25 protein-coding genes and 1 pseudogene are annotated in these 26,447 nt (G+C 72.5%); 14 read left to right on the forward strand and 12 right to left on the reverse strand.

Going from position 1 to position 26,447, the window contains the following annotated elements:
* Window positions 1-90: 90 nt before the first annotated feature.
* The 5 genes from ACIQGV_RS13190 to ACIQGV_RS13210 all read left to right on the forward strand — a co-directional run bounded on the left by ACIQGV_RS13190 (window position 91) and on the right by ACIQGV_RS13210 (window position 4,069).
* Window positions 91-639 (forward strand): DinB family protein, encoded by a 549-nt coding sequence (locus tag ACIQGV_RS13190; RefSeq protein WP_402493940.1) that lies wholly within the window; start codon window positions 91-93, stop codon window positions 637-639.
* A gap of 38 nt (window positions 640-677) precedes the next feature.
* On the forward strand, window positions 678-1,319 hold the full coding sequence (locus ACIQGV_RS13195) for a PadR family transcriptional regulator (RefSeq protein ID WP_402493942.1): 642 nt from the start codon (window positions 678-680) through the stop codon (window positions 1,317-1,319).
* Between the two features lie 102 nt (window positions 1,320-1,421).
* Entirely contained in the window at window positions 1,422-2,378 is a 957-nt protein-coding gene (locus ACIQGV_RS13200) for an ATP-binding cassette domain-containing protein (RefSeq protein WP_402493945.1), read from the forward strand.
* Entirely contained in the window at window positions 2,375-3,133 is a 759-nt protein-coding gene (locus ACIQGV_RS13205) for an ABC transporter permease (RefSeq protein ID WP_402493946.1), read from the forward strand. The genes ACIQGV_RS13200 and ACIQGV_RS13205 overlap by 4 nt, the downstream gene beginning before the upstream one ends.
* A gap of 174 nt (window positions 3,134-3,307) precedes the next feature.
* Window positions 3,308-4,069 carry a MerR family transcriptional regulator gene (locus tag ACIQGV_RS13210; RefSeq protein WP_402493948.1) on the forward strand — a complete coding sequence of 254 codons (762 nt, stop codon included), beginning with the start codon at window positions 3,308-3,310 and terminating at the stop codon, window positions 4,067-4,069.
* A gap of 24 nt (window positions 4,070-4,093) precedes the next feature.
* Here the strand turns inward: ACIQGV_RS13210 and ACIQGV_RS13215 are convergent, their stop codons facing one another.
* Complete coding sequence (locus tag ACIQGV_RS13215) at window positions 4,094-4,459, reverse strand: YbjQ family protein (protein ID WP_402493950.1); 366 nt, start codon at window positions 4,457-4,459, stop codon at window positions 4,094-4,096.
* Between the two features lie 141 nt (window positions 4,460-4,600).
* On the opposite strand from ACIQGV_RS13215, the gene ACIQGV_RS13220 reads away from it, so the two are divergent.
* Window positions 4,601-5,542, forward strand: coding sequence for a DedA family protein (locus ACIQGV_RS13220; protein WP_402493952.1), 942 nt, complete (start codon window positions 4,601-4,603; stop codon window positions 5,540-5,542).
* A gap of 82 nt (window positions 5,543-5,624) precedes the next feature.
* Here the strand turns inward: ACIQGV_RS13220 and ACIQGV_RS13225 are convergent, their stop codons facing one another.
* Both ACIQGV_RS13225 and ACIQGV_RS13230 read right to left on the reverse strand, forming a co-directional pair.
* Window positions 5,625-7,271 (reverse strand): threonine/serine exporter ThrE family protein, encoded by a 1,647-nt coding sequence (locus tag ACIQGV_RS13225; protein ID WP_402493955.1) that lies wholly within the window; start codon window positions 7,269-7,271, stop codon window positions 5,625-5,627.
* Window positions 7,272-7,383: 112 nt separating this feature from the next.
* The gene (locus tag ACIQGV_RS13230; RefSeq protein ID WP_194078292.1) at window positions 7,384-7,875 is read right to left on the reverse strand and encodes an inorganic diphosphatase; all 492 of its coding nucleotides are present in this window, start codon (window positions 7,873-7,875) and stop codon (window positions 7,384-7,386) included.
* A 124-nt stretch (window positions 7,876-7,999) separates the two neighbouring features.
* On the opposite strand from ACIQGV_RS13230, the gene dacB reads away from it, so the two are divergent.
* The 6 genes from dacB (at window position 8,000) to folE (ending at window position 15,592) form a co-directional block, all read left to right on the forward strand.
* Complete coding sequence (dacB, locus tag ACIQGV_RS13235) at window positions 8,000-9,535, forward strand: D-alanyl-D-alanine carboxypeptidase/D-alanyl-D-alanine-endopeptidase (protein WP_402493957.1); 1,536 nt, start codon at window positions 8,000-8,002, stop codon at window positions 9,533-9,535.
* Between the two features lie 97 nt (window positions 9,536-9,632).
* Window positions 9,633-10,775 (forward strand): zinc-dependent metalloprotease, encoded by a 1,143-nt coding sequence (locus ACIQGV_RS13240; RefSeq protein WP_402493960.1) that lies wholly within the window; start codon window positions 9,633-9,635, stop codon window positions 10,773-10,775.
* 192 nt (window positions 10,776-10,967) lie between these two features.
* Window positions 10,968-11,990, forward strand: a complete 1,023-nt coding sequence (tilS, locus tag ACIQGV_RS13245; protein ID WP_402493962.1) for a tRNA lysidine(34) synthetase TilS — start codon at window positions 10,968-10,970, stop codon at window positions 11,988-11,990.
* A 75-nt stretch (window positions 11,991-12,065) separates the two neighbouring features.
* Window positions 12,066-12,626, forward strand: coding sequence for a hypoxanthine phosphoribosyltransferase (hpt, locus tag ACIQGV_RS13250; RefSeq protein ID WP_402494123.1), 561 nt, complete (start codon window positions 12,066-12,068; stop codon window positions 12,624-12,626).
* Window positions 12,627-12,809: 183 nt separating this feature from the next.
* A complete protein-coding gene (gene ftsH, locus ACIQGV_RS13255; RefSeq protein WP_402493964.1) occupies window positions 12,810-14,849 on the forward strand; it encodes an ATP-dependent zinc metalloprotease FtsH in 2,040 nt (679 codons plus the stop codon).
* A 137-nt stretch (window positions 14,850-14,986) separates the two neighbouring features.
* Window positions 14,987-15,592, forward strand: a complete 606-nt coding sequence (gene folE, locus ACIQGV_RS13260) for a GTP cyclohydrolase I FolE (RefSeq protein WP_402493965.1) — start codon at window positions 14,987-14,989, stop codon at window positions 15,590-15,592.
* A 22-nt stretch (window positions 15,593-15,614) separates the two neighbouring features.
* Here folE and ACIQGV_RS13265 read toward each other — a convergent pair whose 3' ends face one another.
* From ACIQGV_RS13265 to ACIQGV_RS13290, 6 genes and pseudogenes are all read right to left on the reverse strand, one after another.
* Window positions 15,615-16,103: a DUF3180 domain-containing protein gene (locus tag ACIQGV_RS13265; RefSeq protein ID WP_402493968.1), complete on the reverse strand. Its 489-nt coding sequence runs from the start codon at window positions 16,101-16,103 to the stop codon at window positions 15,615-15,617.
* 51 nt (window positions 16,104-16,154) lie between these two features.
* A complete protein-coding gene (gene folK / locus ACIQGV_RS13270; protein WP_402493970.1) occupies window positions 16,155-16,766 on the reverse strand; it encodes a 2-amino-4-hydroxy-6-hydroxymethyldihydropteridine diphosphokinase in 612 nt (203 codons plus the stop codon).
* Complete coding sequence (gene folB, locus ACIQGV_RS13275; RefSeq protein ID WP_402493973.1) at window positions 16,763-17,122, reverse strand: dihydroneopterin aldolase; 360 nt, start codon at window positions 17,120-17,122, stop codon at window positions 16,763-16,765. Before folB ends, folK begins: the two co-directional genes overlap by 4 nt.
* Before the next feature lie 269 nt (window positions 17,123-17,391).
* Window positions 17,392-17,895, reverse strand: coding sequence for a nuclear transport factor 2 family protein (locus tag ACIQGV_RS13280; protein WP_402493976.1), 504 nt, complete (start codon window positions 17,893-17,895; stop codon window positions 17,392-17,394).
* A 76-nt stretch (window positions 17,896-17,971) separates the two neighbouring features.
* Window positions 17,972-18,862: a dihydropteroate synthase gene (folP, locus tag ACIQGV_RS13285; protein WP_402493978.1), complete on the reverse strand. Its 891-nt coding sequence runs from the start codon at window positions 18,860-18,862 to the stop codon at window positions 17,972-17,974.
* A 218-nt stretch (window positions 18,863-19,080) separates the two neighbouring features.
* Window positions 19,081-20,274 (reverse strand): annotated as a pseudogene (locus tag ACIQGV_RS13290) (phosphatidylglycerol lysyltransferase domain-containing protein); the annotation flags it as partial.
* Between the two features lie 218 nt (window positions 20,275-20,492).
* On the opposite strand from ACIQGV_RS13290, the gene ACIQGV_RS13295 reads away from it, so the two are divergent.
* Window positions 20,493-22,043 carry a hypothetical protein gene (locus ACIQGV_RS13295; RefSeq protein ID WP_402493981.1) on the forward strand — a complete coding sequence of 517 codons (1,551 nt, stop codon included), beginning with the start codon at window positions 20,493-20,495 and terminating at the stop codon, window positions 22,041-22,043.
* Window positions 22,044-22,114: 71 nt separating this feature from the next.
* On the opposite strand, the gene ACIQGV_RS13300 is transcribed toward ACIQGV_RS13295, so the two are convergent.
* Both ACIQGV_RS13300 and ACIQGV_RS13305 read right to left on the reverse strand, forming a co-directional pair.
* Window positions 22,115-23,395, reverse strand: a complete 1,281-nt coding sequence (locus ACIQGV_RS13300) for a PH domain-containing protein (RefSeq protein ID WP_402494125.1) — start codon at window positions 23,393-23,395, stop codon at window positions 22,115-22,117.
* A 128-nt stretch (window positions 23,396-23,523) separates the two neighbouring features.
* Window positions 23,524-24,105, reverse strand: coding sequence for a PH domain-containing protein (locus ACIQGV_RS13305; RefSeq protein ID WP_402493983.1), 582 nt, complete (start codon window positions 24,103-24,105; stop codon window positions 23,524-23,526).
* A gap of 31 nt (window positions 24,106-24,136) precedes the next feature.
* Between ACIQGV_RS13305 and ACIQGV_RS13310 the strand changes: the two genes are divergently transcribed.
* On the forward strand, window positions 24,137-25,288 hold the full coding sequence (locus tag ACIQGV_RS13310) for an NADH-quinone oxidoreductase subunit D (RefSeq protein WP_402493986.1): 1,152 nt from the start codon (window positions 24,137-24,139) through the stop codon (window positions 25,286-25,288).
* A gap of 75 nt (window positions 25,289-25,363) precedes the next feature.
* Here the strand turns inward: ACIQGV_RS13310 and ACIQGV_RS13315 are convergent, their stop codons facing one another.
* A complete protein-coding gene (locus tag ACIQGV_RS13315) occupies window positions 25,364-26,401 on the reverse strand; it encodes an SAM-dependent methyltransferase (protein ID WP_402493989.1) in 1,038 nt (345 codons plus the stop codon).
* Window positions 26,402-26,447: the final 46 nt, after the last annotated feature.

Consider the following 26,447-nt stretch of genomic DNA (forward strand, 5'->3'; position numbering starts at 1 on the left):
GGGCCCTTGAGGACAGAACCTGACCTCAAGGGACCGTAGCGTGGTCGGTGTCGGGAAGAACGGCGACGAAAGCGGCGAAAGGCGGCAACCATGGTCACTCACGTGCGGGCCGAGGAGCGGGGCGACGAGCGCGGAGCGCTGCTGGCGTTCCTGGCCGAGCAGCGCGGGGGCATCCGGCGCGCGGTGTCCGGGCTGACGGACGAGCAGGCGTCCTCCCGGCCGAGCGCGAGCGAGCTGACTCTCGCCGGGCTGGTCAAGCATGTCGCCGAGGTCGAGCAGGGCTGGGTGGCCCGCGCCAAGGGCGAACGGCCGGCGGTCGAGCGGGACGAGACGAACTGGCACGAGAACTTCCGGCTGGTCGGCGACGAGACGCTCCGGTCGCAGCTCGACCAGTGGGAGAAGGTCGCCGCCGAGACCGAGGCGTTCGTCCGGTCGGTGCCCAGCCTGGACGACACCTTCGCACTGCCGGACGACCCCTGGTTCCCGCCGGACGAGCGTGTCTCCATGCGCTGGCTGGTCCTGCACCTGATCCGCGAGACCGCACGGCACGCGGGTCACGCCGACATCATCCGCGAGTCCCTCGACGGCAGGACCGCCTTCGAGCTGGTCGCCCTGGAGCAGGGCACTTCCTGGGGCTGACCGCCGGGCGCCGGGGCCGGGGGCTCTACGCTGGCCCCATGTCAGCGATCCGTCTCCTCGTGCTGGGCGCGGTGCGCCAGCACGGGCGGGCCCACGGCTACCAGGTGCGCAACGACCTGGAGTACTGGGGCGCGCACGAGTGGTCCAACGCCAAGCCCGGCTCGATCTACCACGCCCTGAAACAGATGGCGAAGCAAGGGCTCCTGCACGCGCACGAGATCGCCCCCTCCACCGCCGGAGGCCCTCCCCGTACCGAGTACGAGATCACCGACCTCGGTGTGGCGGAGTACCTCGGCCTGGTCCGCGAGGCGCTCACGAACTACGACCAGAAGACGGACATGAAGTCCGCGGCCATCGGCTTCATGGTCGACCTGCCGCGTGCCGAGGCGGTGGCGCTGCTCAGGGAGCGCATCCGCCGTATCGACGAGTGGCGCGGGGCCGTCCTCCAGCACTATGTGCCTGAGGGGGGCCCCGGACAGCTGGGCCACATCGGCGAGATCATGAACCTCTGGATCTACACGGCCGACGCCGAGGCCGAGTGGACGCGCGGTCTGATCGGGCGGATCGAGGGCGGGGCCTACACCTTCACGGGGGAGGGCGAGCCCTTTGTCGGGGTCCTGGCGGAGGGGCAGGAGAACCCGTACGCGACACAGGAGCGGCATCCGCAGGACGAGCGCTGAGCCTCCCCCGGGACGGCGAGCTCTCTGATCAAGTTTGACGAGTGAGGTGGAAGGGTTTACTTTTGAGTTTGTAGTCAAGTTTGACTAGAGAAGGGGCGGGTCATGGCCGACGCGGCGATCGCCGTAGAAGGTGCACACAAGGCGTACGGGGACAGGAAGGCGCTGGACGGGCTCGACCTCCTGGTCCCGCCCGGCACGGTCCGGGGAGTGCTGGGCCCCAACGGAGCCGGCAAGACGACCCTGGTGCGCATCCTGTCCACACTGCTGCGGCCGGACGCGGGCCGTGTCGAGGTGGCCGGCCACGACGTGGTGACCCATGCGCGCGAGGTCCGCCTGCGCATCGGACTGCTCGGCCAGCACGCGGCCCTGGACGAGGAGCTCGACGGCCGCCAGAACCTGGAGATGTTCGGCCGCCTCCACCACCTGGGCGCCCGCCCCGCGCGGGTGCGCGCCCAGGAGCTCCTGGAGCGCTTCGGCCTGGGAGACACCGGGCGCAAGGCGGTCAAGCGGTACAGCGGAGGCATGCGCCGCCGGCTCGACCTCGCCGCCTCCCTGATCACCGACCCGGACGTGCTCTTCCTGGACGAACCCACCACCGGCCTCGACCCGCGCGGACGCGCCGAGGTGTGGGCCGCGGTCCGCTCCCTCGTGGGCGGCGGGACGACGGTCCTGCTCACCACCCAGTACCTGGAGGAGGCGGACCAGCTGGCCGACCGTGTCTCGGTCGTCGACCGCGGCCGGACCGTCGCCGACGGCACCCCCGAGGAGCTGAAGTCCGCCCTCGGCGGCGACCGCATCGACGTGGTCCTGCGTGACGCGGGCCAGCTCGGTACGGCGCTCGCCCTGCTGCCCGTGGCGAAGGACGCGGTGTCCGTCGACACCGACCGGCGGCTGATCAGCGCCCCGGTCACCGACCGCATGACCGCCCTCACCGGCGTCGTACGGGCCCTGGAGGAAGCCGGTGTCGAGGCGGAGGACATCGCCCTGCGGCGGCCCACGCTGGACGAGGTCTTCCTGCACCTGACGGGCGACGGGCACCGGGTGGAGGAGGCCGTATGAGCCACGCGCTGACCGACTCGTGGACCATGACCCGCCGCGAACTCGCCCACTGGGCGCGGCAGCCGGTCCAGGTCGCGGTGAGCCTGGTGTTCCCCGTGATGCTCATGCTGATGTTCGGCTACCTCATCGGCGGCGGCCGGGGCGTCACCGGTTCCTACATCGACCACCTGGTCCCCGGCATGCTCGCCCTCACCATGGCGTTCGGCCTGGAAGGCACGATGATCGCCGTCACCCAGGACCTGAACAAGGGCGTGCTCGACCGGTTCCGTTCCCTGCCGATGGCCGACGGGGCCGTGCTGGTGGGCCGTTCCGCCGCCGACATGCTCCAGTCGGCGCTGGTGCTCGCCGTGCTTGCATCCGTGGGACTCGCCCTCGGCTGGCGCGTCCAGGGAGGTCCCAGGGGCTTCCTCGCCGCTTTCGGCCTGCTCCTTCTGTTCCGGTTCGCGATGCTGTGGATCGGCATCCATCTCGGCCTGGTCGCCGGACGGCCCGAGCTGGTCCAGGCCGTCCAGATCCTCGTCTGGCCCGTCGGCTTCCTCTCCAACGCCCTCGCCGCCCCCGGCTCCATGCCCGGCTGGCTGGGCACGGCCGTCGAGTGGAACCCTCTGTCCCGTACGGCGACCGCGGTACGGGACCTGTCCGGCGGCGGCCCCGTGGACCCCGGCCACGTCTGGGCGGCGGCGCTCTGGCCCCTGGCCCTGCTGGCGGTGTTCTTCCCCCTGGCGGTACGGAGGTTCAGGCGGCTGAGCCGGTAGACGGCCGGGCGGACGGAGGCCCGGGCGGCCGGGCGACGGCTCCGCGGGCAGGCGGCCGACTCGTCTGCGGCCCAGGCCCGGTGCCGGAGCGGCCCGCCCGTCGCGCGCCCGCTTGCACCTCACGCCACGTGAGGCGGCACCGTGGAGGGCGTACCGAGACAAGGAGCGGAAGAAGTGGACTACTCCGTGGGACAGGTCGCCGGTTTCGCCGGTACCACGGTGCGCACGCTGCACCACTACGACGACATCGGCCTGCTCGAACCCGGCGGGCGCAGCCACGCGGGACACCGGCGCTACAACGACGCCGACCTGGACCGGCTGCAGCAGATCCTGTTCTACCGAGAGCTCGGCTTCCCGCTCGACGAGGTCGCCGCCCTGCTCGACGACCCGGACGCGGACCCGCGCGCACACCTGCGCAGACAGCACGAGCTGCTGACCGCCCGGATCGAGAAGCTGAGAAAGATGGCGGAGGCCGTTGAGCACGCCATGGAGGCGCACAAGATGGGAATCGACCTCACGCCCGAGGAGAAGTTCGAGGTGTTCGGGGACTTCGACCCCGACCGGTACGAGGGCGAGGTGCAGGAACGCTGGGGGGGCACGGACGCCTACCGGCAGTCCCGGCAGCGGGCGGCCTCCTACACCAAGGAGGACTGGCTGCGGATCCAGCGCGAGTACGACGAGATCACCCGGAGGTTCGTGGCGCTGAGGGAGGCCGGTGAGCCCGCGGACTCCCCGGCGGCCATGGACGCCGCCGAGGAGCACCGCCTGTGGATCTCCCGCAGCCACTACGCCTGCGGGTACGAGATGCACACCTGCCTGGGCGAGATGTACGTCGCCGACGAGCGCTTCACGCGCAACATCGACAAGGCGGGGCAGGGCCTCGCGGCCTATCTGAAGGACGCGATCCTCGCCAACGCCGCCCGGCACCGCGCGTAGCCGTCCCGGCCCGGGAGCGGAGGATCACTCCCGGGCCAGGACCACCGCGGTCCCGTACGCGCAGACCTCGGTGCCGACGTCCGCCGCCTCCGACACGTCGAAGCGGAAGGCGAGCACGGCGTTGGCGCCCCGGGCGCGTGCCTGGTCGACCAGGCGCTCCATGGCCTGGTTGCGGGTCTCCACGAGGGTCTTGGTGAGCCCCTTGAGCTCACCGCCGACCAGTGACTTCAGCCCCGCGCCGATCTGGCTGCCCAGATGGCGGGAGCGGACCGTCAGTCCGAAGACCTCGCCGATGACCTGCTCGACCCGGAAGCCGGGGATGTCGTTCGTCGTCACGACCAGTACGTCCGGCTGGGGCCCCTGGCCGCCGCCGTAGTCCTCGATACCCATGGGTCACAGGTTTGCCCAAGTCGGGCCACAGTGCATCCTGGAGATCCCGGTGGAACCCGGGGAACCCGCCAGGCGTTGATAGCTTTGACCGGCCGTACTGGACGCCGCCGACTTCACCTCACCCCTCGGGAGCCCGGAACCGTGACGACGCTCGCCCTCGGACCGAGCTGGCTCGATCCGAACTACCTGCTCGACGACTTCGGGATCTGGGGCCTGCTCCTGATCGTTTTCGCCGAGTCCGGGCTGCTGATCGGCTTCTTCCTGCCGGGTGACTCCCTGCTGTTCACCGCGGGTCTGCTGATCACCTCCGACCAGCTGGACTTCCCGCTGTGGGGGGCGATCGCGCTGATCTGCGTCGCCGCGATCCTGGGCGACCAGGCGGGCTACATGTTCGGCAAGAAGGTCGGCCCGTCCCTGTTCAACCGCCCGGACTCCCGCCTCTTCAAGCAGGAGAACGTCACCAAGGCCCACGAGTTCTTCGAGAAGTACGGCCCGAAGTCGCTGGTTCTCGCCCGTTTCGTGCCGATCGTCCGCACCTTCACGCCGATCATCGCGGGCGTCAGCGGCATGCGCTACCGCTCGTTCCTCGTCTTCAACGTGGTCGGCGGCATCCTCTGGGGCGCCGGTGTGACGCTGCTGGGCTCCTGGCTGGGCAACATCGAGTTCGTCCAGAAGAACATCGAGGCGATTCTCATCCTGATCGTCCTCATCTCCGTCGTCCCGATCGCCATCGAGTTCCTCAGGGCCCGCTCCCAGGCCAAGAAGAACCCCCCGCAGCAGCCCCTGCCGGCCGAGCAGGGACAGCCGCAGGCCCCGCAGCAGTACCAGCAGTACCCGCCGATGGACGACGCCACGACCCAGCTCCGCCGCATCCCGCAGGACGACCAGCAGTACGGCCAGGACCAGCAGTACGGCCAGGACCAGCAGTACGACGGCCGGCAGCAGTACGGCACGGACGACGAGGGCTACGGCCGGCAGCAGTACGCCCAGCAGCCGTACGACCCGTACTACGGCGACCAGCAGCCGCAGCCGCAGCAGCAGTACCCGTACCCCTACAACCAGGGCGACCAGCAGTACCGCTGAGGGGCGTGGGAGCGGCGCGGGCACCACGCACGCCCCGCGCCCGGCCACCGGAAGATCCTCCGACTCCGCCGGCGCACCCGCCCTAGAACCCGCGGGTGCGCTTCGCGGCCTTCCGCCCGCCTTCGGCCGCCCCCGGAACCCGCAGGAACAACCGCGAGACCTCCGCCCCCAGGTTCACGCCGATGGCGATCGCCATGGCCAGGGCAGCCGCCTTGGTCAGTGACCCCAGGCCCTTGTCCACCTCGTTCTGCGCGATGGACAGCAGCCCGAAGTACGTGGCGGAACCGGGCAGCAGGGGGCCGATCGCGGCGGTCGTGTAGGGCAGCGCCGACGCGTACCGGTAGCGGGACAGCAGCTGCCCGAACAGACCGACGAGCCCGGCCGCCACCGCGGTGGAGGCGACGGGGGACAGGCCCCCGGCGTAGTGCATCGCGCCGTACACCGACCACGCGACCCCGCCGTTGAGGGTCACCGCGAGCACGGTGGATCGTTCCTGCTGGAGCAGTACGGCGAAGGTCAGCGACAGCAGCATCGAGGCGGCGATCTGCAGGAGGGGCCGTTCGGCGATGCCGAGAGCGGCGTCGGGGTTCAGCTCGCTGCCCAGCTGGACGCCGAAGTACAGCATCACCAGCACGCCGACGACGATGCCCACGAACAGGTACATGACCTCCAGCAGACGCGCGGCGGCGGTGATGTAGAAGCCCGTCAGCCCGTCCTGCACGCCCGCCACCAGTGCCCGCCCGGGCAGCAGCGCGAACAGCCCACCGGTGATCACGGCCGAGGCCCTCACATCGACGTCGGCGAGCGTCAGCGCGACCCCGATCGCCGCGGGCGGCATCGCGGCGACGGTGAACTGGTAGAACTCCGGCAGCCCCCGGCCGGCGCACAGCCAGGCCAGCCGGTCGCCGAGCATCGCGCCCAGCGCGGCCGCGACGAACACGATCACGTCACCGCCGACCAACACCGAGGCGGCGCCCGCCAGCAGTCCGCTCGCGGAGGTCAGCACCCAGGTCGGATACGGATGCCGGTTGCGGCGGATCTCCGCGAGGCGGCGGTATGCCTCCTCCAACGAGACATGGGTCTCGGGGTCGCTGAGATCGTCCACCAGCCGGAACACGGCCGCCAGCCGTGTGTAGTCGGTCGCACGACGCCGTACGGTCCGCGACGCCGACACCGGGTCGTCCACCAGGGACGGCTGGTAGGAGATCGACAACAGGGTGAAGGTGACGTTCGGCTCGCAGCGGTCCAGGCCGTAGGAGCGGCACACGGCGAACATCGCCGTCTCCACGTCCTCGGCGCTCTCACCGCCGGCCAGCAGCAGCTCACCGAGACGCAGTGTCAGGTCGAGCACGCGGGGGACGGCGGGACCGCCCTCGTCCGTGCGGTGCACCGGCTCCGGCGCGGGCCGCTCGGCCACCGGCATCCGCAGCATCGTGCGCATCCGGTCCTGCCACGGTCCGCCCTTGGCCAGACTCACCACCGGCATCCCGGTCGCGGGCGTGAACGCGGGCGGTGCCGCCTCGGCGCTGTAGGTGCTGGGTCTGCTGAACGCCGACCCCTCCGGCCCGGCGTCGGCCGGCGGCAGGACGCCGAGCCCCGGGGGAATCGCGAACTCCGACGTCGTCGACGAGTCGGTGTGCGGAGTGTCCGCCGGCTCCGTACCGGCGGGAGGTGCGAACGCGCTCCTCGCCTCGTCCGACTGCGGTTTGCGGTCCTCCGCTTCCGTCACTTAAAGCAGCGCTCCCTGTACGACACCGAACCAAGGCCAGTATGCGCACAGATAACCGAACGGGCCGCACGCATGCGCGTACGGCCCGTTCGGCTCGGTGGAACCAGGGGGCTCAGTGGCCGCCCGACTCCTTGAAACGCTTGTAGGAGCGCTCGATCTCGACCTCGGCGTCGACACGGCCGACCCAGTTGGCGCCCTCGACGGACTTGCCGGGCTCCAGGTCCTTGTAGACCTCGAAGAAGTGCTGGATCTCCAGGCGGTCGAACTCCGACACGTGGTGGATGTCGCGCAGGTGCTCCACACGCGGGTCGGTCGCCGGGACGCACAGCAGCTTGTCGTCGCCGCCGGCCTCGTCCGTCATCCGGAACATGCCGATCGCGCGGCACTTGATGAGGCAGCCCGGGAAGGTCGGCTCGTCCAGGATGACCAGCGCGTCCAGCGGGTCACCGTCCTCGCCGAGAGTGTTCTCGACGAAGCCGTAGTCGGTCGGGTAGGCGGTCGAGGTGAAGAGGCGACGGTCCAGGCGGATCCGACCGGTCTCGTGGTCCACCTCGTACTTGTTCCGCGAACCCTTCGGGATCTCGATCGTGACGTCGAACTCCACCGGTGGCTCCTCCATGATCAGCGCACAGTTCTGGTGATTAAGTGTCCCTCACGCAGGTGTGTGATCGCGAAAGGGGCTGGTGGTCGTGCCAGAGCTGAGGTCTTGGCGGGCCGCGGGACCGCGGATGGCGCGGCTCGCGAGCGCCGTGCGACCCCGTCTCGCCCGGGTCACCGCGGCAGCCGCACCGCGGATCACGCGGTGGGTGCGGAAAAAGCCGCAGGTCACACGGGTCAGAACCTGGCAGTACACCGCGGGTGCCGCCACCGCCGGACTGGCGCTGGCCGCCGGCGTGGTCACCGCCGCGGGGCCCTGGGACTCCTCCGGCCAGCGTACGGCCGAGCGTGACCGGGCCGCCGCCGGGCACCCCACAGGTGGCGCAGATCACGGACGTACATCCGGTACGACGTCCGTCGCAGGGCCCCGTCCCGCCCCCAGCGCCGCCTCCGTCCTCGCCGGTCTCGGCGGGGCGGCCCCCGCCGCCGGGAACCCCGCGCCGGGCGCCCGGCCCCTCGCCGACGTCCTGGATCCCCTCCTCGGCGGCGGAGCGCTCGGCGAACGTCACGCCGCCACCGTCGTCGACCTGACCACCGGACAGCGCCTCTACGGCTCCGGCGCAGGCCAGGCGCTGATCCCCGCCTCCACCACCAAGGTCGCCACCGCGGTCGCCGCCCTGTCCGCCCTCGGCCCCGACCACCGCCTCACCACCCACGCCGCCTTCGAGCCCGACACCGGCGAACTCGTCCTCGTCGGCGGCGGCGACCCCACTCTCACCGCCCGTGACGACGCCGGGGAGTGGGCGAGCCTGCGCACCCTCGCCGCCCGCACCGCGAAGAAACTGCGCGAACGCGACGTGCGCGAGGTCACCCTCTCGTACGACACGACGCTCTACGCCGGCCCCGCACTGCACCCGATCGGGGTCAACGACAACATCGCCCAGGTCACCCCCCTGATGGCCGACGAGGCCCGCACCGACGACTCCACCAGCGGCCCCGCGCCCCGCGCGGCGGAACCCGCGGCCGACGCCACCCGCGTCTTCGCCGGTCTGCTGAAGAGCCACGGGATCAGGACCACGGCACCCGGCCCCTCCAAGGCGACCTCGCGCGCACAGACCCTCGCCACCGTCTCCTCGCCGCCGCTCTCCACCCTCGTCGAGCGCATGCTGACCAACAGCGACAACGACATCGCCGAGGCCCTCGTACGCCACACCGCGCTCGCCACCGGCGAACGCCCCGACTTCGCCGGCGCCGGCCGGGCCGTCGAGCAGCAGCTGAAGAAGCTCGGCCTGCCGGTGAAGGGCGCCGTCTTCCAGGACGGCAGCGGACTGAGCCGCGGCGACCGCCTCACCACCGGCCTGCTCACCGCCCTGCTGGCCGAGGCCGCCGAGCCCGACCGCCCCGAGCTGCGCCCGGCCCTCACCGGGCTCCCCGTCGCCGGCTTCACCGGCACGCTGAGCAGCCGCTACGCCGACGGCGCCGCCGGGATCGTACGGGCGAAGACCGGCACCCTCACCGGCGTCAACGCACTGGCGGGCACGGTCGTCGACAGCGACGGCCGGGTCCTCGCCTTCGCGTTCCTCGCGTCGGGGACCGTGGACCCGGCCGCGACACAGACGGCCCTGGACCGCGCGGCGACCGCGCTGGCCGGCTGCGGCTGCAGATGACCGCCTGATCCGCGGGCCCCGCGGCCCGCGGGGACGCCCGGCCGGACCCGGCCCCGACGGCCTGCCCGGAGCGGCGGCGCTCACGTACGGTTGACGCATGACGAGCATCGGTGGTGCCGCATCTGCTGGGATGATCGACTGGAACCTCGCCGTGGCGACCGCGACCCGGCTCGTACGGCCGGGCCCGGAGATCAGTCGTGACGAGGCCCGCGCCGTCGTGGCCGAACTGCGCCGGCACGCCAAGGCGTCCGAGGAGCACGTCCGCGGCTTCACCCGGCTCGGCGGCGATCACCTGCACGACACGCCCGTCCTGGTCGTCGACCGCCCCGGCTGGGTCAAGGCCAATGTCGCCGGGTTCCGCGAGATCCTCAGGCCGCTGCTCGACAAGATGCAGGAACGGCGCTCCGACAGTCCCGGAGGGGCCGTGCTGGGCGCCGTCGGCGGCAAGGTCACCGGCGTCGAGCTCGGCATGCTGCTGTCCTTCCTCGCCTCCCGCGTCCTCGGCCAGTACGAGACCTTCGCCCCCGCCACCCGCGATCTGCCCGCCGGCGAGAACGGCGGCGGCAGGCTGCTGCTCGTCGCGCCGAACATCGTCCACGTCGAACGCGAGCTCGACGTCGAGCCGCACGACTTCCGCCTGTGGGTGTGCCTGCACGAGGAGACCCACCGCACCCAGTTCACCGCCGTGCCCTGGCTGCGCGACCATCTGGAGGGCGAGATCCAGGCGTTCCTCGCCGAGACCGACGTCGACCCCGGCACCGTCCTCGAACGCATCCGCGACGCCGCCCAGTCGCTCGCCGGAGGCCGCCCCGAGGGCGAGGAGGACGACGGCGGCCGCTCCCTCGTCGAACTCGTCCAGACCCCCGCCCAGCGCGAGGTCCTCGCCCGCCTCACCGCCGTGATGTCCCTCCTCGAAGGGCACGCCGACTACGTCATGGACGGCGTCGGCCCCGACGTCGTCGGTTCCGTCGCCGAGATCCGCGAGAAGTTCCAGCAGCGCCGCGCCAAGGGCGCCTCCCGCCTCGACCTCGCCCTGCGCCGTCTGCTCGGCCTCGACGCCAAGCTCCGCCAGTACCGCGACGGCGAACGCTTCGTGCGCGCCGTCGTCGACCAGGTCGGCATGGACGGCTTCAACCGTGTGTGGACCTCCCCGAACACCCTCCCCACCAAGAGTGAGATCGCCGAACCGGCGGGCTGGATCGCCCGGGTGCACGGGCGGACCGGGGCCGAGGAGGAGTGAGGCGCACGCCGACGGTGCGGACGGCGACCGGCCGACGGCAGACGAACGCCCCTCCAATCACCCGTCCGAGGGACCGTGGGTCCTGGACAGGCGTGCAATGCTCGGGGAACCGCCCGTTTCTGTCACCATCTACACACTCTGTGTGACCGGACATCGGGCTCAACCCCGACAACTTCATGAAGGGAACCGGACATGGGTCCCCATCCTGCGGTCGCGGCGATACGCCTGGCGGTCCGCCGCGTCCTCCACGACATCCTCACCGACCACGCCTTCGCCCTGCGGGGCACCGCACACGAGCGTCCGTCGCCGCTCGTGCTCGTCGCATGCTCCGGCGGCGCCGACTCCATGGCGCTCGCCTCCGCCCTCGCCTTCGAAGCCCCCAAGCTCGGCGTCCGCGCCGGCGGCATCACCGTCGACCACGGGCTCCAGGCCGGCTCCGACCTGCGTGCCGAAGAGGTCGTCCTGCGGCTGCGCCAGCTCGGCCTCGACCCCGTCGACGCCGACGCCGTGACCGTCGGCCGTGAAGGGGGCCCGGAGGCGGCCGCCCGCGACGCCCGCTACGCCGCCCTCGACGCGGCAGCCCTCCGCCACGGCGCCACCGCCGTCCTCCTCGGCCACACCCGCGACGACCAGGCCGAAACCGTCCTGCTCGGCCTCGCCCGCGGCTCCGGCATCCGCTCCCTGTCCGGAATGGCCGAGGTCTCGGGAGCCGGCGGCCGTTACCGGCGCCCCTTCCTCCATCTCGACCGGCAGACCGCCCGCAAGGCATGCATGGTCCAGTCCCTGCCCGTCTGGGACGACCCGCACAACACCGACCCCGCCTACACCCGCTCGCGTCTGCGTCACGAGGGCCTGCCCGCCCTGGAGAAGGCCCTCGGCAAGGGAGTCGTCGAGGCCCTCGCCCGAACGGCCCAGCTCTCCCGCGACGACGCCGACGCCCTCGACACCTGGGCCAGCCAGGCCGAGGCATCCGTCCGTGACGCCGCCGGACTGCTGGAGTGCGCCAAGCTCTACGCCCTGCCGCCCGCCGTACGCCGCCGGATCCTGCGCCGCGCGGCCATCAGCGCCGGTGCCCCGGCAGGCTCGCTCTTCGCCCGGCACATCGAGGAAGTCGACCGTCTGATCACCGGCTGGCGCGGCCAGGGAGCCATCAATCTCCCCGGCAAAGTCGTGGCCCAGCGCCAGGGTGGCAGACTGGTGATTCGGCAAGGCTGAATCTCTCCCTGGCGGAGAGAGGCCCGGCCCCTTCCCACGGAGGGGCCGGAGAAGCCGGTGGGACGACCGAAAGTGATGCGGGTGGACGCGAAAGACATGGGTGCCGACCTCAAGCAGGTGCTCATCACCAAGGAACAGATCGACGCCAAACTGGCCGAGCTGGCTGCGAAGATCGACGCGGAGTACGCGGGCAAGGACCTGCTGATCGTCGGAGTCCTCAAGGGCGCGGTCATGGTCATGGCCGACCTCGCCCGGGCGCTGTCCACCCCCGTCACCATGGACTGGATGGCCGTCTCCTCCTACGGTGCCGGCACCCAGTCCTCGGGCGTCGTGCGGATCCTCAAGGACCTCGACACCGACATCAAGGGCCGCCACGTCCTCATCGTCGAGGACATCATCGACTCCGGCCTGACCCTGTCCTGGCTGCTGTCGAACCTCGGCTCGCGCGAGCCCGAGTCGCTGAAGGTGTGCACCCTGCTGCGCAAGCCCGACGCGGCCAAGGTCGCCATCGACGTCGAATGGGTCGGCTTCGACATCCCCAACGAGTTCGTCGTCGGCTACGGCCTCGACTACGCCGAGAAGTACCGCAACCTGCCGTTCGTCGGTACGCTCGCGCCCCACGTCTACGGCGGCTGACCCGAAGGGCCCAGTCCCGTAGGAAGATCGGGAACCCCGGCGGGTGTCGCGCCGTTGGAGCATGCAGACGGGCCAGCCCCGTCGTCCGTGCGGCTTCGGGCGACAATGCTGGGGTACCGTCAGAAGAACTGTCTTATCAAACTCACTATGGCAGGAGGGACGGGGCGGCACCGCTCCGTATGGATGGACGTGAAGCGATACTTCCGTGGGCCGGTCATGTGGATCGTGCTGGCCGTCCTTGCCGTGGTCGTGTTGATGCAGGTCGTCGGCTCGTCCGGGGGCTACAAGACGGTGGACACCGGCCAGGTCGTCCAGGCGATCAATGACAACAAGGTCGAGTCGGCCAAGCTCACCACCGGCGACGAACAGATCATCAAGGTCGAGCTCAAGGACGGCGTAAAGGTCGAGGGCAGCTCGAAGATCCAGGCGAGCTACATCGGCGACCAGGGCGTGACCATCGCAGCCACGCTGCAGCAGAAGTTCCAGGACAAGCAGATCCCGGACGGCTACACCGTCTCGCCGTCCAAGCAGAACCCCATCGTGGGCATCCTGCTGTCGCTGCTCCCCTTCGTCCTGATCGTGGTCGTCTTCCTGTTCCTGATGAATCAGATGCAGGGCGGCGGCTCCCGGGTGATGAACTTCGGCAAGTCGAAGGCCAAGCTCATCACCAAGGACACCCCCAAGACGACGTTCGCCGACGTCGCCGGCTCCGACGAGGCCGTCGAGGAGCTCCACGAGATCAAGGAGTTCCTCCAGGAGCCCGCCAAGTTCCAGGCCGTCGGCGCCAAGATCCCCAAGGGTGTGCTGCTCTACGGCCCGCCCGGAACCGGCAAGACCCTGCTCGCGCGCGCCGTCGCCGGCGAGGCGGGCGTCCCGTTCTACTCGATCTCCGGCTCCGACTTCGTCGAGATGTTCGTCGGTGTCGGTGCCTCCCGGGTCCGTGACCTCTTCGAGCAGGCCAAGGCCAACGCCCCGGCCATCGTCTTCGTCGACGAGATCGACGCGGTCGGCCGCCACCGCGGCGCCGGCCTCGGCGGTGGACACGACGAGCGCGAGCAGACGCTGAACCAGCTGCTCGTCGAGATGGACGGCTTCGACGTCAAGGGCGGCGTGATCCTCATCGCCGCGACCAACCGGCCCGACATCCTCGACCCGGCGCTCCTGCGCCCCGGCCGCTTCGACCGCCAGATCGCGGTCGACCGCCCGGACATGCAGGGCCGTCTGGAGATCCTCAAGGTCCACCAGAAGGGCAAGCCGGTCGCTCCGGACGTGGACCTGTCCGCCGTCGCCCGCCGCACCCCCGGCTTCACGGGTGCCGATCTCTCCAACGTGCTGAACGAGGCCGCGCTGCTGACGGCCCGCTCGGACAAGAAGCTGATCGACAACCAGATGCTGGACGAGGCGATCGACCGCGTGGTCGCGGGCCCGCAGAAGCGGACCCGGATCATGTCGGACAAGGAGAAGAAGATCACCGCCTACCACGAGGGCGGTCACGCCCTGGTCGCGGCGGCCTCACCGAACTCCGACCCGGTCCACAAGATCACGATCCTCAGCCGCGGCCGCGCGCTGGGCTACACGATGGTCCTGCCGGACGAGGACAAGTACTCCACGACGCGCAACGAGATGCTGGACCAGCTGGCCTACATGCTGGGCGGCCGTGCGGCCGAGGAGCTCGTCTTCCACGACCCGACCACGGGCGCGGCGAACGACATCGAGAAGGCCACCGCCACGGCCCGGGCCATGGTCACCCAGTACGGCATGACCGAGCGTCTCGGCGCCATCAAGTTCGGCGGCGACAACACCGAGCCGTTCCTCGGCCGTGAGATGGCCCACCAGCGCGACTACTCGGAAGAGGTCGCCGCCCTGGTGGACGAGGAAGTCAAGAAGCTCATCGAGAACGCGCACAACGAGGCGTGGGAGATCCTGGTCGAGAACCGCGACGTTCTCGACAACCTGGTCCTGCAGCTGCTGGAGAAGGAGACGCTGGGCAAGGAGGAGATCGCCGAGATCTTCTCCGCCATCGTCAAGCGCCCGGCGCGACCTGCCTGGACCGGTTCCTCGCGGCGTACGCCGTCCACCCGTCCGCCGGTGCTCTCCCCCAAGGAGCTCGCACTGACCAACGGTGCCAACGGCGCGACCCCGGCGATCAGCACCGCCAAGTCCACGACGACCGACGCCGCCCCGGCGGCCGAGCCGGTCACCGAGGACCGCCCCGAGAGCTGACACCCCGGGCCCGGTGACCCCACCGGGCCCGGAATGGATGCCGCGCCCCCCTGGTTCTAGCCTGGGGGGCGCGGCATTTCGTATGGCCGCACGTAAGACGCGTGATCCACGCGACAGGTACAGGAACGAGGCACCAGATGACCGACCCCGTGACGCTGGACGGCGAAGGCTCCATCGGCGAGTTCGACGAGAAGCGTGCCGAGAACGCCGTACGCGAACTGCTGATCGCGGTCGGTGAGGACCCGGACCGCGAGGGTCTGAGGGAGACACCGGCACGGGTGGCGCGGGCGTACCGGGAGCTGCTCGCGGGTCTGCGGCAGGAGCCGGAGGACGTCCTCACGACGACGTTCGACCTGGGGCACGACGAGATGGTCCTGGTGCGGGACATCGAGATCGTGTCTCTGTGTGAGCACCATCTGCTGCCGTTCCACGGGGTCGCCCACGTCGGCTACATCCCGGCCGAGACCGGCAAGATCACCGGCCTGTCCAAGCTGGCCCGGCTCGTCGAGGTGTTCGCCCGCCGCCCGCAGGTGCAGGAGCGGCTCACCACGCAGATCGCGGACTCCCTGATGCGGATCCTGGAGGCGCGGGGCGCGATCGTGGTCGTCGAGGCGGAGCACATGTGCATGTCGGTGCGCGGCATCCGCAAGCCGGGCGCCAAGACGACGACCTCGGCGGTGCGGGGCCAGCTGCGGGACGCCACGACCCGTGCCGAGGCGATGAGCCTGATACTGGCCCGCTGACCCGGAGCGCGGCGCGGCGGGGCTACGCCACCGGGGCGGCGCCCGTCCCGTCGTGCTCGTCGTCCTCCGGGAGTTTGCAGACGCGCTCCAGGAAGAGGGCGGCCGCTATGACGCCGATGCCGGCCAGGACGGAGAAGGCCGCGTAGATGGCCTGGTCGCGGCGGGCGGGGATGTCGAGGTACTCCAGGAGGAAGATCCCGGTGCCGCCGTACATGCCGGCGACGAGGGCGGCGACCAGCGCGCTGGCCTGGCCGAAGACGACCGCGCGGGCCGCCATGAGCGGGTCGACGCCCTTGGCGCCGGGGCGGCGCTCGCGCTGGGCCTTGAGGCGGCCGCGCAGGGAGAGGGCCGTGGCGAGGAGGACCACCGCGATCACGGCCAGCACGATGGGGGCGGCGAGGGGGACGCTGGGGAGGGTTCCGACCGAGTTCCACAGACGGGCACCCGCCCAGGACAGGACACCGGCGACGACGAACACGCCTGCCAGCACCCTGATGCGCAGCTCTCTCACGGTGTTCCTTCAGCTCCCCCCGGACATGTGCGGTCGTCTTGACCTTAACGACTACTCGGGCAGCCGGAGTTCCAGGTCCCCGCGCGGCGCCACGCCGTCGCGGGTGAGGGTGTCCAGAAGATCGGCGACGGCTCCGCGGCCGGGCAGCCGGGCACCGGGGTCGACGTCGTGCCAGGGGGCGAGGACGAAGGCCCGCTCATGGGCGCGGGGGTGCGGCAGGGTGAGGACCGGGTCGTCGGAGACGACGTCGGCGTAGGCCACGATGTCGACGTCCAGGGTGCGGGCGCCCCAGCGCTCCTCGCGCACCCGGTCGAACGCCTCCTCGACCGCGTGCGCCCGCTCCAGCAGGGAGGACGGCGGCAGGGTGGTTCTGAGGATCACGACCGCGTTGAAGTAGGAGGGCTGGCTGCCGGGCTCCACGCCCCACGGCTCGGTCTCGTAGACGGGGGAGACGGCCTTGATCCGGATGCCGGGGGTGTCCTCCAGGGCGTCGACGGCTCCCTGGAGGGTCTCCAGGCGGTTGCCCAGGTTGGAGCCGAGGGAGAGCACGGCACGCCGGGGGTTGCTCAGGGTGGTGTCGGCGGCATCGACCTGTTCGACGACGGAGGCGGGCACCGGCTGTACGGTCGGGTCGCTGGGACCCTCGGTGAACGCTGTGCTCATGCTCGCCTCCGGGCGATGGTCACGGTCACGTCGTCGAAGGGGACGGTGATCGGTGCGTCCGGCTTGTGGACGCAGACCTCGACCTCCTGTACCCCCTCGTGCTTCAGACACGCCTGGGCGATGCGCTCGGCGAGGGTCTCGATGAGGTTGACGGGCTCGCCCTCGACGACCGCCACGACCTCCTCGGCCACGATGCCGTAGTGCACGGTTCTCGTCAGGTCGTCGTCGGCCGCGGCCGGCCGGGTGTCCAGGCCGAGGACGAGGTCCACGATGAAGGTCTGGCCCTCCTCGCGCTCCTTGGGGAACACACCGTGGTGCCCGCGGGCCTTCAGGCCGCGCAGCGCGACACGATCCACGCGAATCACTCCTGCAATTGTCGGTGACGGCCGGGTCGTGCCACGTGCGGGCGGCGGACCGGCCTCGAACGAATCTACCTGCGGGCACTGACAGCGCCGGGCCACGGGGGCCCGGCTCCGGGCCGGAGCCAGAGGTGTCCAGCGGTTGTTTCCCCTGGGGAACCCGGCGCCTCACGGGTCGGTAGCCGCCCCTACCCGCACAACCGTGATCCCAACCACTCCTTGCTCCCTGCGGGGAGGCGCCCCGCCCCGCCCCGACGCACGCCCGCTCAGGCGGCGGGGTCCTCGTCCTCCTCGCCGTCCTTCTCGGCCAGCACGGGCGAGGCGTGGTGCGACCAGATCTTCCAGCCGTCCGGGGTGCGCCGGAACACGTTCGTGGCGACCACGAGCTGGCCGACCAGGGGGCCGAGCTCGCCCCCGGCCTCGGGTGCGGGGCCGCCGCTGAGGATGTTCTCGGTGCAGGTGACCAGGGCGGTGTCGCCGGTGACGGAGACGTGGACGTCGGTGAGGAAGAACTGGATGTAGTCGGTGTTCGCCATGATCAGCGCGTACGACCTGAGGACCTCGGCGCGGCCGGTGAGGACGGGCCAGCCGGGGTGCACGCAGGAGACCACGCCGGTGTCGGCGGGGTCGTGGTACTCCTCGTCGACGCCCAGGTCGGAAGGCGTGAGCCAGAGCGAGGAGAGGGTGTCGAAGTCGCCGTGCTCCAGGGCCTCGTAGAAGGCCGTGTTGGCGGCTTCGACGTGCTCGACATCGGTGTGAGGGGCGCTCACCGGGCTCCTTCATGGGGGTGCGCGCCGGGCGCGCGTTCGGTTGGGTGCGCGGGGTGCCCGGCGTGTGCCGGGCGCGTCATGACCACTCCGGCGAGGAGCCGCGCTCCGCACGGGCCCCTTCCACGGCGCGTGCGACCCGTACCGCGTCCGCCGTGGCGCGCACCTCGTGCACGCGTACGGCCCACGCCCCGGCCTGCGCCGCGAGGGCGGAGACGGCGGCCGTCGCCGCGTCCCGCTCGCGGGCGGGCGGGGGAGCGGCCTCGGGCCCGGCGAGGACACGGCCGAGGAAGCGCTTGCGGGAGGCGGCGACGAGGACCGGGTGGCCGAGGTCGCGCAGCCGGTCGAGGTGGGCGAGGAGGGAGAGGTCGTGGTCGCCCTCCTTGGAGAAGCCCAGGCCGGGGTCGACGACGATGCGGTCGGGGGCGATGCCGCCGTCGAGCACCGCCTGCACGCGCGCGCGGAGCTCGTCGACGACCTCGGCGACGACGTCGTCGTAGGTGCCTTTGACGTTGCCGCCCTGGAGGAAGCCGCGCCAGTGCATGACGACGAAGGGGGCTCCCGTGTCGGCGACGGCCGGGATCATCGCGGGGTCGGCGAGGCCGCCGCTGACGTCGTTGACGAGGGCGGCGCCGGCGGCGAGGGACCGGGCGGCGACGGAGGCGCGCATGGTGTCGACGGAGACGACGACGCCCTCGGAGGCCAGGCCGCGGACGACGGGGATGACGCGTCGCAGCTCCTCGTCCTCGTCGACGCGGGTGGCACCGGGACGGGTGGACTCGCCGCCGACGTCGACGAGGTCGGCGCCCCGGGCGATGAGGTCGAGGCCGTGCTTGATGGCCGCGGTGGTGTCGAACCAGCGGCCGCCGTCGGAGAAGGAGTCGGGGGTCACGTTGACGACTCCCATGACCGCGCAGCGGTCCCATTCCGGAAGACCCGCGATGTGCCCGCGTCCGCTCTGCTTGCTCATATGTTCAGCGTAGGCCCCGTGGGCGGCCGGGAAGGCCGTGCGGCCCGGGCCCGGCTCCCGCCCCCCTCCGCCCCCGGGAGCCGTGTCCGGGCCGGCCGGGTTCACGCCGCGCGGATCTTCCGTGCCGGGAGGGTGTGCGGGGAGGGCCGGCCCTGGAGCGGGGCCCGGACCGGGGCCCGGCCCGCCTCCGGCTCGCGGCGGGGACCCGGACCGGTGCGGCCGAGGTCAGGGACACGTCGTACCAGGGTCGCGCAACCGGCCCGCCCGAGGCGCTCGGCGATCTGGAGTGCGTCGCGCGTGGGGCGGCCGGCGAGGGAGAAATCCGCGGTGTCCACCACCGCCCCGTCGTGCGGTCCGAGGACGTCGAGGCCGGTCTCGCGGACCCACACCCGGCGGCCGGTCTCGGAACAGCCCGTGACGGCAGGGGTCCAGGAGCGGACGCGGGCCTCGTCCATGAAGCGCTCGATGGCTCCGGGCCATGCCTCGACGTCGCCGACGGGGTCGCCGTCGGCGAGCATCGTGCCGGAGACCACGCGGTAGGTGACGGCGGCCCTGCCGCTGGGGGAGAAGACGACGGCAGTGGCACGGCGCGGGGCCGGACGGCCGAGCGGGTCGTGGCCGCCGTGCCGTTCCAGCAGGGCGCGCAGCCGGGCCGCGTCCCCGGGCGTGAGGCGGGCGGCGGGGCGGCCGGGGCGCAGGGCGAGGCAGAGGGTGGTGGCCGCGGTGAGCAGTCCGAGGGAGCCGAGGGAGAGGGCGACGGTCCAGGAGGTGCTGCCGAGGTAGTCGACGGGGCCGTCGAGGCCCGACAGGCCGTAGAGGGCCTGGGCGATGCGGTCGGCCAGGCTGGGGTCGCCGACCGTGCGGCCGGGGTGGGCGCTGACCACGACGAGGCCGAGGGCGAGCGAGGAGGCGCCCATGAGGACGAGGTGGGCGAGCGCGTGCAGGCGGCCGTGCGGGCCGGACCGGGCGTCGGACCGGGCGCCGAACCGGTCGCGGTGGCGCAGCAGCAGCCAGAGCAGGGCCGAGGGGACGACGAGACCCAGCACGGAGCCGCGGCAGGCGAACTGGGCGAACGCCCCGGTGGGCAGCAGGGCGAGGGCGGCACGCCAGGCCCGTCGTTCGTCGCGTCCGAGGCCCGGCGCGAGCAGGACCAGCAGCACGCCGCTGCTGAGCGAGAGCGCGGCCGCGAACGGGCCGGGCACGTGGGGCAGCAGGCCGGCGAGGGCGTGCCCGTGGTCGGGGCGGAGGCGCGGGAAGACACCGGCGGCGATGTCCAGCAGACCCACCAGACCGGCCGTGCGGGCGGCGAGGACGGGCACGGACTCGGGGCGCGGACCGCGGGGCAGCCGCCGTGTGCGGCCGGGCGGGGCCGAGTTGGTGCCCGGTATGTCCTGTTCTTCCCTGGCAGGCATCGCTTCCCGTGGTTCCGCGAGAGGACTCGGCGCCGGGCCGATTCGGGCATCCGGCGACATTGCGCCCTCTAGGACGGTGAGTTCGGGAGGGAGGTTCACTCGCCGCACGCACGTGTGCGAGCGCCGTGAACGGCTGACGCCCTGTGAAGGCTCGGCTGTCGCTGTGTTTTTGTGACCCAGGGCACCACGGTTCGCCTACGCGCGGTAAGTTTCTGGCCATGCCACGTGGACGTCACCGCCATTCCCCGCCTCTGCACAGGCTGCTGCCCCCCTCGGTGATCGCAGGCGTCTCCGTCGTCTGCGCCCTCGGGCCCTGGGTGTTCTCGGAAGCGGCGCTGTTGCGCGGCTTCGCCGCGGCGGCCGTCGCCACCACGGTCGCGGGCGCGGTCGTCATGCGCCGCTGGGACACGCAGGCCGGCAAGCAGGTCGCCGACCTCACGCGCGCGCGAGCGAGCGACGAGTGGCGCCATGAGGAACGGGTCGCCGAACTGGAGTCCGACCTGGACGAGTCGCGCGAGCTGCGCGGCAAGCTGGAGCAGCGCCTGCGCGCGAAGCGCGCGGAACTGGCGAAGCTGCGCAACGAGCACGCGGCCCTGCTGCGCCGTTACGCCACCGCGGAGACCGAGCGGGCCAGCGCCCTGGAGGGCCGCCGCCTGCTGGAGATCGAGTCCGGCACGCCCGCGCGTGCGGCGCTGCCGCCCGTACCGGCGGCCCGCCAGGCCGAGATCGAGAGCGCCGAGGCCGCGACGGCCCGCGCGGACGCCGCCGAGGCGGAGCGCGCGCGGGAGGCGGAACACGCGGAGCAGGAGCAGGAGCAGCACGCGGAGCAGGAGCAGCACGCGCGGCAGGAGGAGCCGAAGGCGCTCGCGGTGTTCTCGCCGGAGGGCTCGCAGCTGTTCCTGCGCGCGAACGCCGCGCTGAGCCGCTTCGCCGGCGACACCGCCGAGGAAGGCTCCGTGCAGGCCGCCGACTCCGCCGCCGCCGACTCCGCCGCCGGCGGCGAGGGCGGCGGCGACACGGACGGCCCCGGCGGCCCCGGCGGTACCGGCCCGCAGGCCGCGCCGGAGGACGAGGCGCGGGGGAAGACCGAGGCGGCCGCAGGACATGAGCGCGCGGCCGCCACCGCCGACACCGGCGCCGCGCAGGACCGCGCCTCCGACGCCGCGGCCACCCGGGAGCGGCCTTCCGCCGAGGACGCCGACGCCGACGCCGGCACCGACGCCGAGGACGCCGGCACCGGCACCGCCGTCGATGCTGACAGCGATGTCGGGACCGGCGCCGCCCCCGCCGCCGCGGACGAGCGGGCCGTCCCCGAGCCGAAGCGCGTGCAGGAGACGGCGGAGGAGCCGAAGGACACGAAGGAAGACTCCACGGACTCCACGGACTCCACGGACTCCGCGGCCGCCGGCGCCTCCACGGACGCCGCGGCCGTCGCCAGGCCCGTACGGCAGCCCGGTGGCGGGCACTTCACCGTCCCGACCGCCGTGGCCGTCGTACCGGCCGCCCCCGCGCGGCGACCGGCGGTGGAGGGCGGATTCGACTTCTTCGGCACGAAGGAGCCCGGGCCCGACGCGCTGGAGGCCGTGCAGAACGAGGACCTCGCCGACGTCGTCGGCCGGGAGGCGCTCGATCTGCACAAGGCCGAGGCCGAGTCGGAGTTCCGGCCCGCCGGCGAGGAGGTCCGCGCCGTCGGCCAGGTGATCGACCTGACCGCGCACGACGAGACCGAGCAGATCGACCTGCAGGGCCTGCGCAGCGCGGCGTCCTGACACCGCGTCACAGCACGGACGCACGCACCCCGTGAGGGCGGCACGCACACACGCGTGCCGCCCTCGCGGCGTCATCCGGTCGTCATCCACCGGTCGGGCAGGGCGTCCCGGCGGCCGGTGCGGGAGCGCTCGGCCTGGCCGTGCAGCAGCCGTGCGGCCTCCTCGGCGCCCCGCAGGCGCGCTGTGACGGTCTTGTCGGCGCCGGTGTCCACCTGGACGTCGGCGAGCCGCCACAGCCGCTCCCAGGGCCCCTGGGTGAGCCGTACGCTCTGCACCTTGGCGTGGGGGACGAGGGCGAGGCTGCGGCGCAACAGACCGTGCCGGGCGGCGAACACGGCGTCGGTGACCACCACGCCGTGCCCCCGCCACCACAGCGGCACGCACCGGCCCGCGCGCCGCGGCGGCCGGGACAGCGCCGCGTACGGCGGTACGGTCACGCCGGGCAGCACGTGTGCGACGAGCGACTCGGCGACCTCGCGCGGGGCGACGGGCACCAGCACGGAGTTCGACGACCCGGCCACGTCCAGTTCGACCCGCACCCAGCCGCGCCCGCGCCACAGGACCGGTTCCACGATCCGCACGGTCTGCACCCGGCCCGGCGGAACCGTCTCATGGGTGCGGTCCAGCAGCCCGCGGTCGATGCGCAGTCCGTCCGGGGACTCGGCGACCGTCCAGTCGTAGTCGGCCACGAACCGTCCCACGCTGTTCGCGCCCGCCGCGCCCAGCAGGGGCAGCGCGGTCGCGAGGACCGTCCACAGGCTGTGCGTGGCCGTCCACAGCAGCAGCGGTACGACGAGGGCGGCGGCCAGCGCGCCCCAGGTGGAGCCTGCCAGCAGCAGCGAGCCGGCGAGCACGGGCGGGGGCACCCGCAGCAGCTCGCGGGACGGCGCCTCGCCGACCTCGTGCGCCGTCCCGGGCGCGAAACCGGCGGCACGCGCGAGCAGTTCCGCGCGGAGCGCACGTGCCTCGCGCTCCCCGAGGAAGGCCAGTTCGTCCTTCTTGTCCGCGCCCACGACGTCCAGTCTGAGCTTCGCCACACCCGCGACGCGGGCGAGCAGCGGCTGGGTGACGTCGACGGCCTGGATGCGCTCCAGCCGGATGTGCGCGGTGCGCCGGAACACCAGGCCGGTACGGATGCGCAGTTCGCCGCCGGTGACCGCGAAGTGGGTGTACCACCAGGTCAAGAAGCCGTAGAGGGCGGCGGCCGGGACGATCACGGCGAGGGCGGCCAGCAGGGTCGTCGTCGTCAGCCGTTCCAGCTGGCGCTGGGTCTGGCCGGGGTCGTGCACGGCCCATCCGGCGAGCACGGCCAGGGGGGCCCAGGCCCGCCGCAGCGGCGTCACCGGGTGCAGCCGCCGCTCGGTGACGGTGTGCTCGGTGTCCGGTCCCGTTTCGGGGCCCGGTCCCGTTTCGGTGTCCGGTTCCGCGCCGGTGTCCGGTTCCGCGCCGGTGTCCGGTTCCGTTTCGGGGCCCGGCGTGTTCACAGGCCCGCCGATCGGGCCTCGCCCAGTTCGGTGAGCCGGTCGCGCAGCCGTTCGGCCTCGGCGGGGTGGAGGCCGGGGACGGTGGCGTCGGTCGCGGCGGCGGCGGTGTGCAGCTGGACGCTGGCCAGCCCGAAGTGCCGCTCGACGGGCCCGGAGGTGACCTCGACGAGCTGCATGCGGCCGTACGGCACGACCGTGACCGTGTGCCAGAGCACGCCCCGGCTGATCAGCAGGTCGTCGGCGCGCTCGGCGTACCGCCAGGAGCGCCAGTTGCGGCCCAGCAGCACCCAGCCCCAGGCCGTGAGGGCGAGGGGGAGCAGGGCGAAGGCCGCCCACGCGGGGCCGGCGAGCAGGCCGAGCAGCAGCGCGGTGCCGGCGGCCAGCAGCCCCAGCCACAGCACCAGCAGCATCCGCCGCATCCGCAGCAGTCCGGGCGGCAGTCCCTTCCACATGGTCCCGTCCGGCTCCGGCCCGTCCGGTATGCCCGGCTCCGGCCTGTCCGGCCCGTCCCGGTCCGGCGTCGTTCCGTCCGGCTCGGTCCCCGGCGCGTCCGTGTCCCGCGGGCTCCCCGTCTCCATACGGCCAGCCTACGTAGGGGAGACTGTGTCCATGACTCCTCAGACGGAGACCATGGTCGGAATCGGCGGCGCCGCGGAGAGCACCGACATGGTGCTCAACATCGGGCCCCAGCACCCGTCCACGCACGGCGTGCTGCGGCTGAAGCTGGTCCTGGACGGCGAGCGCATCCTGAGCGCGGAGCCGGTGATCGGCTACATGCACCGGGGCGCGGAGAAGCTGTTCGAGGCGCGCGACTACCGGCAGATCATCATGCTGGCCAACCGTCACGACTGGCTGTCGGCGTTCTCCAACGAGCTGGGCGTGGTCCTCGCGGTGGAGCGCATGCTCGGCATGGAGGTGCCGGAGCGGGCGGTGTGGACGCGCACGCTGCTGGCGGAGCTGAACCGGGTGCTCAACCACCTGATGTTCCTCGGCTCCTACCCGCTGGAGCTGGGCGGCATCACGCCGGTCTTCTACGCGTTCCGGGAGCGCGAGGTGCTCCAGAACGTCATGGAGGAGGTCTCCGGCGGGCGCATGCACTACATGTTCAACCGCGTCGGCGGCCTCAAGGAGGACCTGCCGGCGGGCTGGGCCGTACGCGCGCGCGGCGCGGTCGCCGCGGTGCGCTCGCGCATGGACGTCTTCGACGACCTGGTGCTCGGCAACGAGATCTTCCGCGGGCGCACCCGGGGCGTGGGCGCCCTGACCCCGCAGGCCGTGCACGCCTACGGGGTGAGCGGGCCGATCGCGCGCGCCTCGGGCGTCGACCTCGATCTGCGCCGCGACGAGCCCTACCTGGCGTACGGCGAGCTCCAGGACGTCCTGAAGGTCGTCACCCGTGAGGAGGGCGACTGCCTCGCCCGGTTCGAGTGCCTGCTGGAGCAGACGCACAACGCGCTGGACCTGGCGGACGCCTGCCTGGACCGGCTCGCCGGGCTGGCGCCCGGCCCGATCAACCAGCGGCTGCCGAAGGTCCTGAAGGCGCCCGAGGGGCACACGTACGCGTGGACCGAGAACCCGCTCGGCATCAACGGCTACTACCTCGTCAGCAAGGGCGAGAAGACGCCGTACCGCCTCAAGCTGCGCTCGGCCTCGTACAACAACATCCAGGCGCTGACCGAACTGCTGCCGGGCACGCTGGTGGCGGACATGGTGGCGATCCTCGGGTCGATGTTCTTCGTGGTCGGGGACATCGACAAGTAGGCCGTGGACATCGGCAAGTAGGCCGTGGACACCGGCGGGCGGTCCGTGGACACCTGCGGGCGGGCCGTACGCGGCTCAGTCCGCGGACGCCTCGCCCAGCGGGTCGGGGATCCCGGCCGGCTGCACCAGCCAGCCGAAGTCGCCGAGACCGCCCGCCGCGGTGAGCTCGGCGGCCTCTCCGGCGCTCGCGAGGGCGCGTACGTACTCCGCGGGGTTCGTGGAGGCGAGGGTGAGCGGAGGGCGTGCGCCGGTGAGGCCCAGGGCGTGCAGAGCGGCGCGCTGTGAGATCACCCGCCCTCCGGGCAGCGCGCACGCGTCCAGCGCGACGTGCGCCGTGACATCGCACGACCCGTCCGGCACGGGCGTGGTCCCCCGCCCCTCCCGGAAGCCGGCCAGCGTCCCGAACGGAGGGCGCGCGCCCGCGGTGTGCGCGTAGTCGACCGCCACCGCGAGCCCCCGGCCGACACACGAGACCGCCGAGGCCCATGCGGCGTCCCGGGGCAGACCGATCTCGGCGCGCAGCCCCTCCTCGCCCGGCAGCGGCCACCAGCGGGCGAGCCACTCCGCCTCGGCGCCCGAGACCGGCACCCCGAGCCGCTCGGTCCCGTCCTCGCGGACGAGGACCAGCCGGGCGACGCCCGCCGCGTCCACCTCGGCGACCTCGACGGGCACGTTGTCCAGCCATTCGTTGGCGAACAGCAGTCCGGTGACGTCCTCGGGCGGCTCGGCGGTCCACTCGATCCGGGGATCCAGCCCCGGGGGCCGGTCCGCGATCTCGACGGCACACGCACGCACGCGTGCCGCCACGTCCGCCGGCAGCGCCCCGAGCACCCCCGCGGCCAGCTCGCCCCGGCCTGCGGCCATGTCGACGAAGTCCAGCCGCCGCGGGCGGCCCAGTGCCTCGTCGACGCGGCACAGCAGCCCGGCCACCGCCCGTGCGAACAGCGGCGAGGCGTGCACGGACGTACGGAAGTGCCCGGCCGGCCCCTCCGGCCCGCGGTAGAAGCCGCCGGGCCCGTACAGCGCCTCCTGTGCGGCCGTACGCCACCCCCGCCACCGGCCCGTCCTGTCCGCCGCGTGCCCCTCGGCACGGCCCGTCGTCTCGTCCGTCACGGCGCAAGGCTAAGCGCACAGGAGAACGGGGCCTCCACCTTGCGGA

This window comes from Streptomyces sp. NPDC093094 (assembly GCF_044754345.1).
GTDB lineage: Bacteria > Actinomycetota > Actinomycetes > Streptomycetales > Streptomycetaceae > Streptomyces.

What these genes read in the sequence shown, in the direction of transcription:
- ACIQGV_RS13190 (WP_402493940.1), top strand. Translation starts at nt 91, where the DNA reads ATGGTCACTCACGTGCGGGCCGAGGAGCGGGGCGACGAGCGCGGAGCG.
- ACIQGV_RS13195 (WP_402493942.1), top strand. Translation starts at nt 678, where the DNA reads ATGTCAGCGATCCGTCTCCTCGTGCTGGGCGCGGTGCGCCAGCACGGG.
- ACIQGV_RS13200 (WP_402493945.1), top strand. Translation starts at nt 1,422, where the DNA reads ATGGCCGACGCGGCGATCGCCGTAGAAGGTGCACACAAGGCGTACGGG.
- ACIQGV_RS13205 (WP_402493946.1), top strand. Translation starts at nt 2,375, where the DNA reads ATGAGCCACGCGCTGACCGACTCGTGGACCATGACCCGCCGCGAACTC.
- ACIQGV_RS13215 (WP_402493950.1), bottom strand. Translation starts at nt 4,459, where the DNA reads ATGGGTATCGAGGACTACGGCGGCGGCCAGGGGCCCCAGCCGGACGTA.
- dacB (WP_402493957.1), top strand. Translation starts at nt 8,000, where the DNA reads ATGGCGCGGCTCGCGAGCGCCGTGCGACCCCGTCTCGCCCGGGTCACC.
- ACIQGV_RS13240 (WP_402493960.1), top strand. Translation starts at nt 9,633, where the DNA reads ATGACGAGCATCGGTGGTGCCGCATCTGCTGGGATGATCGACTGGAAC.
- tilS (WP_402493962.1), top strand. Translation starts at nt 10,968, where the DNA reads ATGGGTCCCCATCCTGCGGTCGCGGCGATACGCCTGGCGGTCCGCCGC.
- hpt (WP_402494123.1), top strand. Translation starts at nt 12,066, where the DNA reads ATGCGGGTGGACGCGAAAGACATGGGTGCCGACCTCAAGCAGGTGCTC.
- ftsH (WP_402493964.1), top strand. Translation starts at nt 12,810, where the DNA reads ATGGACGTGAAGCGATACTTCCGTGGGCCGGTCATGTGGATCGTGCTG.
- folE (WP_402493965.1), top strand. Translation starts at nt 14,987, where the DNA reads ATGACCGACCCCGTGACGCTGGACGGCGAAGGCTCCATCGGCGAGTTC.
- folK (WP_402493970.1), bottom strand. Translation starts at nt 16,766, where the DNA reads ATGAGCACAGCGTTCACCGAGGGTCCCAGCGACCCGACCGTACAGCCG.
- folP (WP_402493978.1), bottom strand. Translation starts at nt 18,862, where the DNA reads ATGAGCAAGCAGAGCGGACGCGGGCACATCGCGGGTCTTCCGGAATGG.
- ACIQGV_RS13295 (WP_402493981.1), top strand. Translation starts at nt 20,493, where the DNA reads ATGCCACGTGGACGTCACCGCCATTCCCCGCCTCTGCACAGGCTGCTG.
- ACIQGV_RS13305 (WP_402493983.1), bottom strand. Translation starts at nt 24,105, where the DNA reads ATGGAGACGGGGAGCCCGCGGGACACGGACGCGCCGGGGACCGAGCCG.
- ACIQGV_RS13310 (WP_402493986.1), top strand. Translation starts at nt 24,137, where the DNA reads ATGACTCCTCAGACGGAGACCATGGTCGGAATCGGCGGCGCCGCGGAG.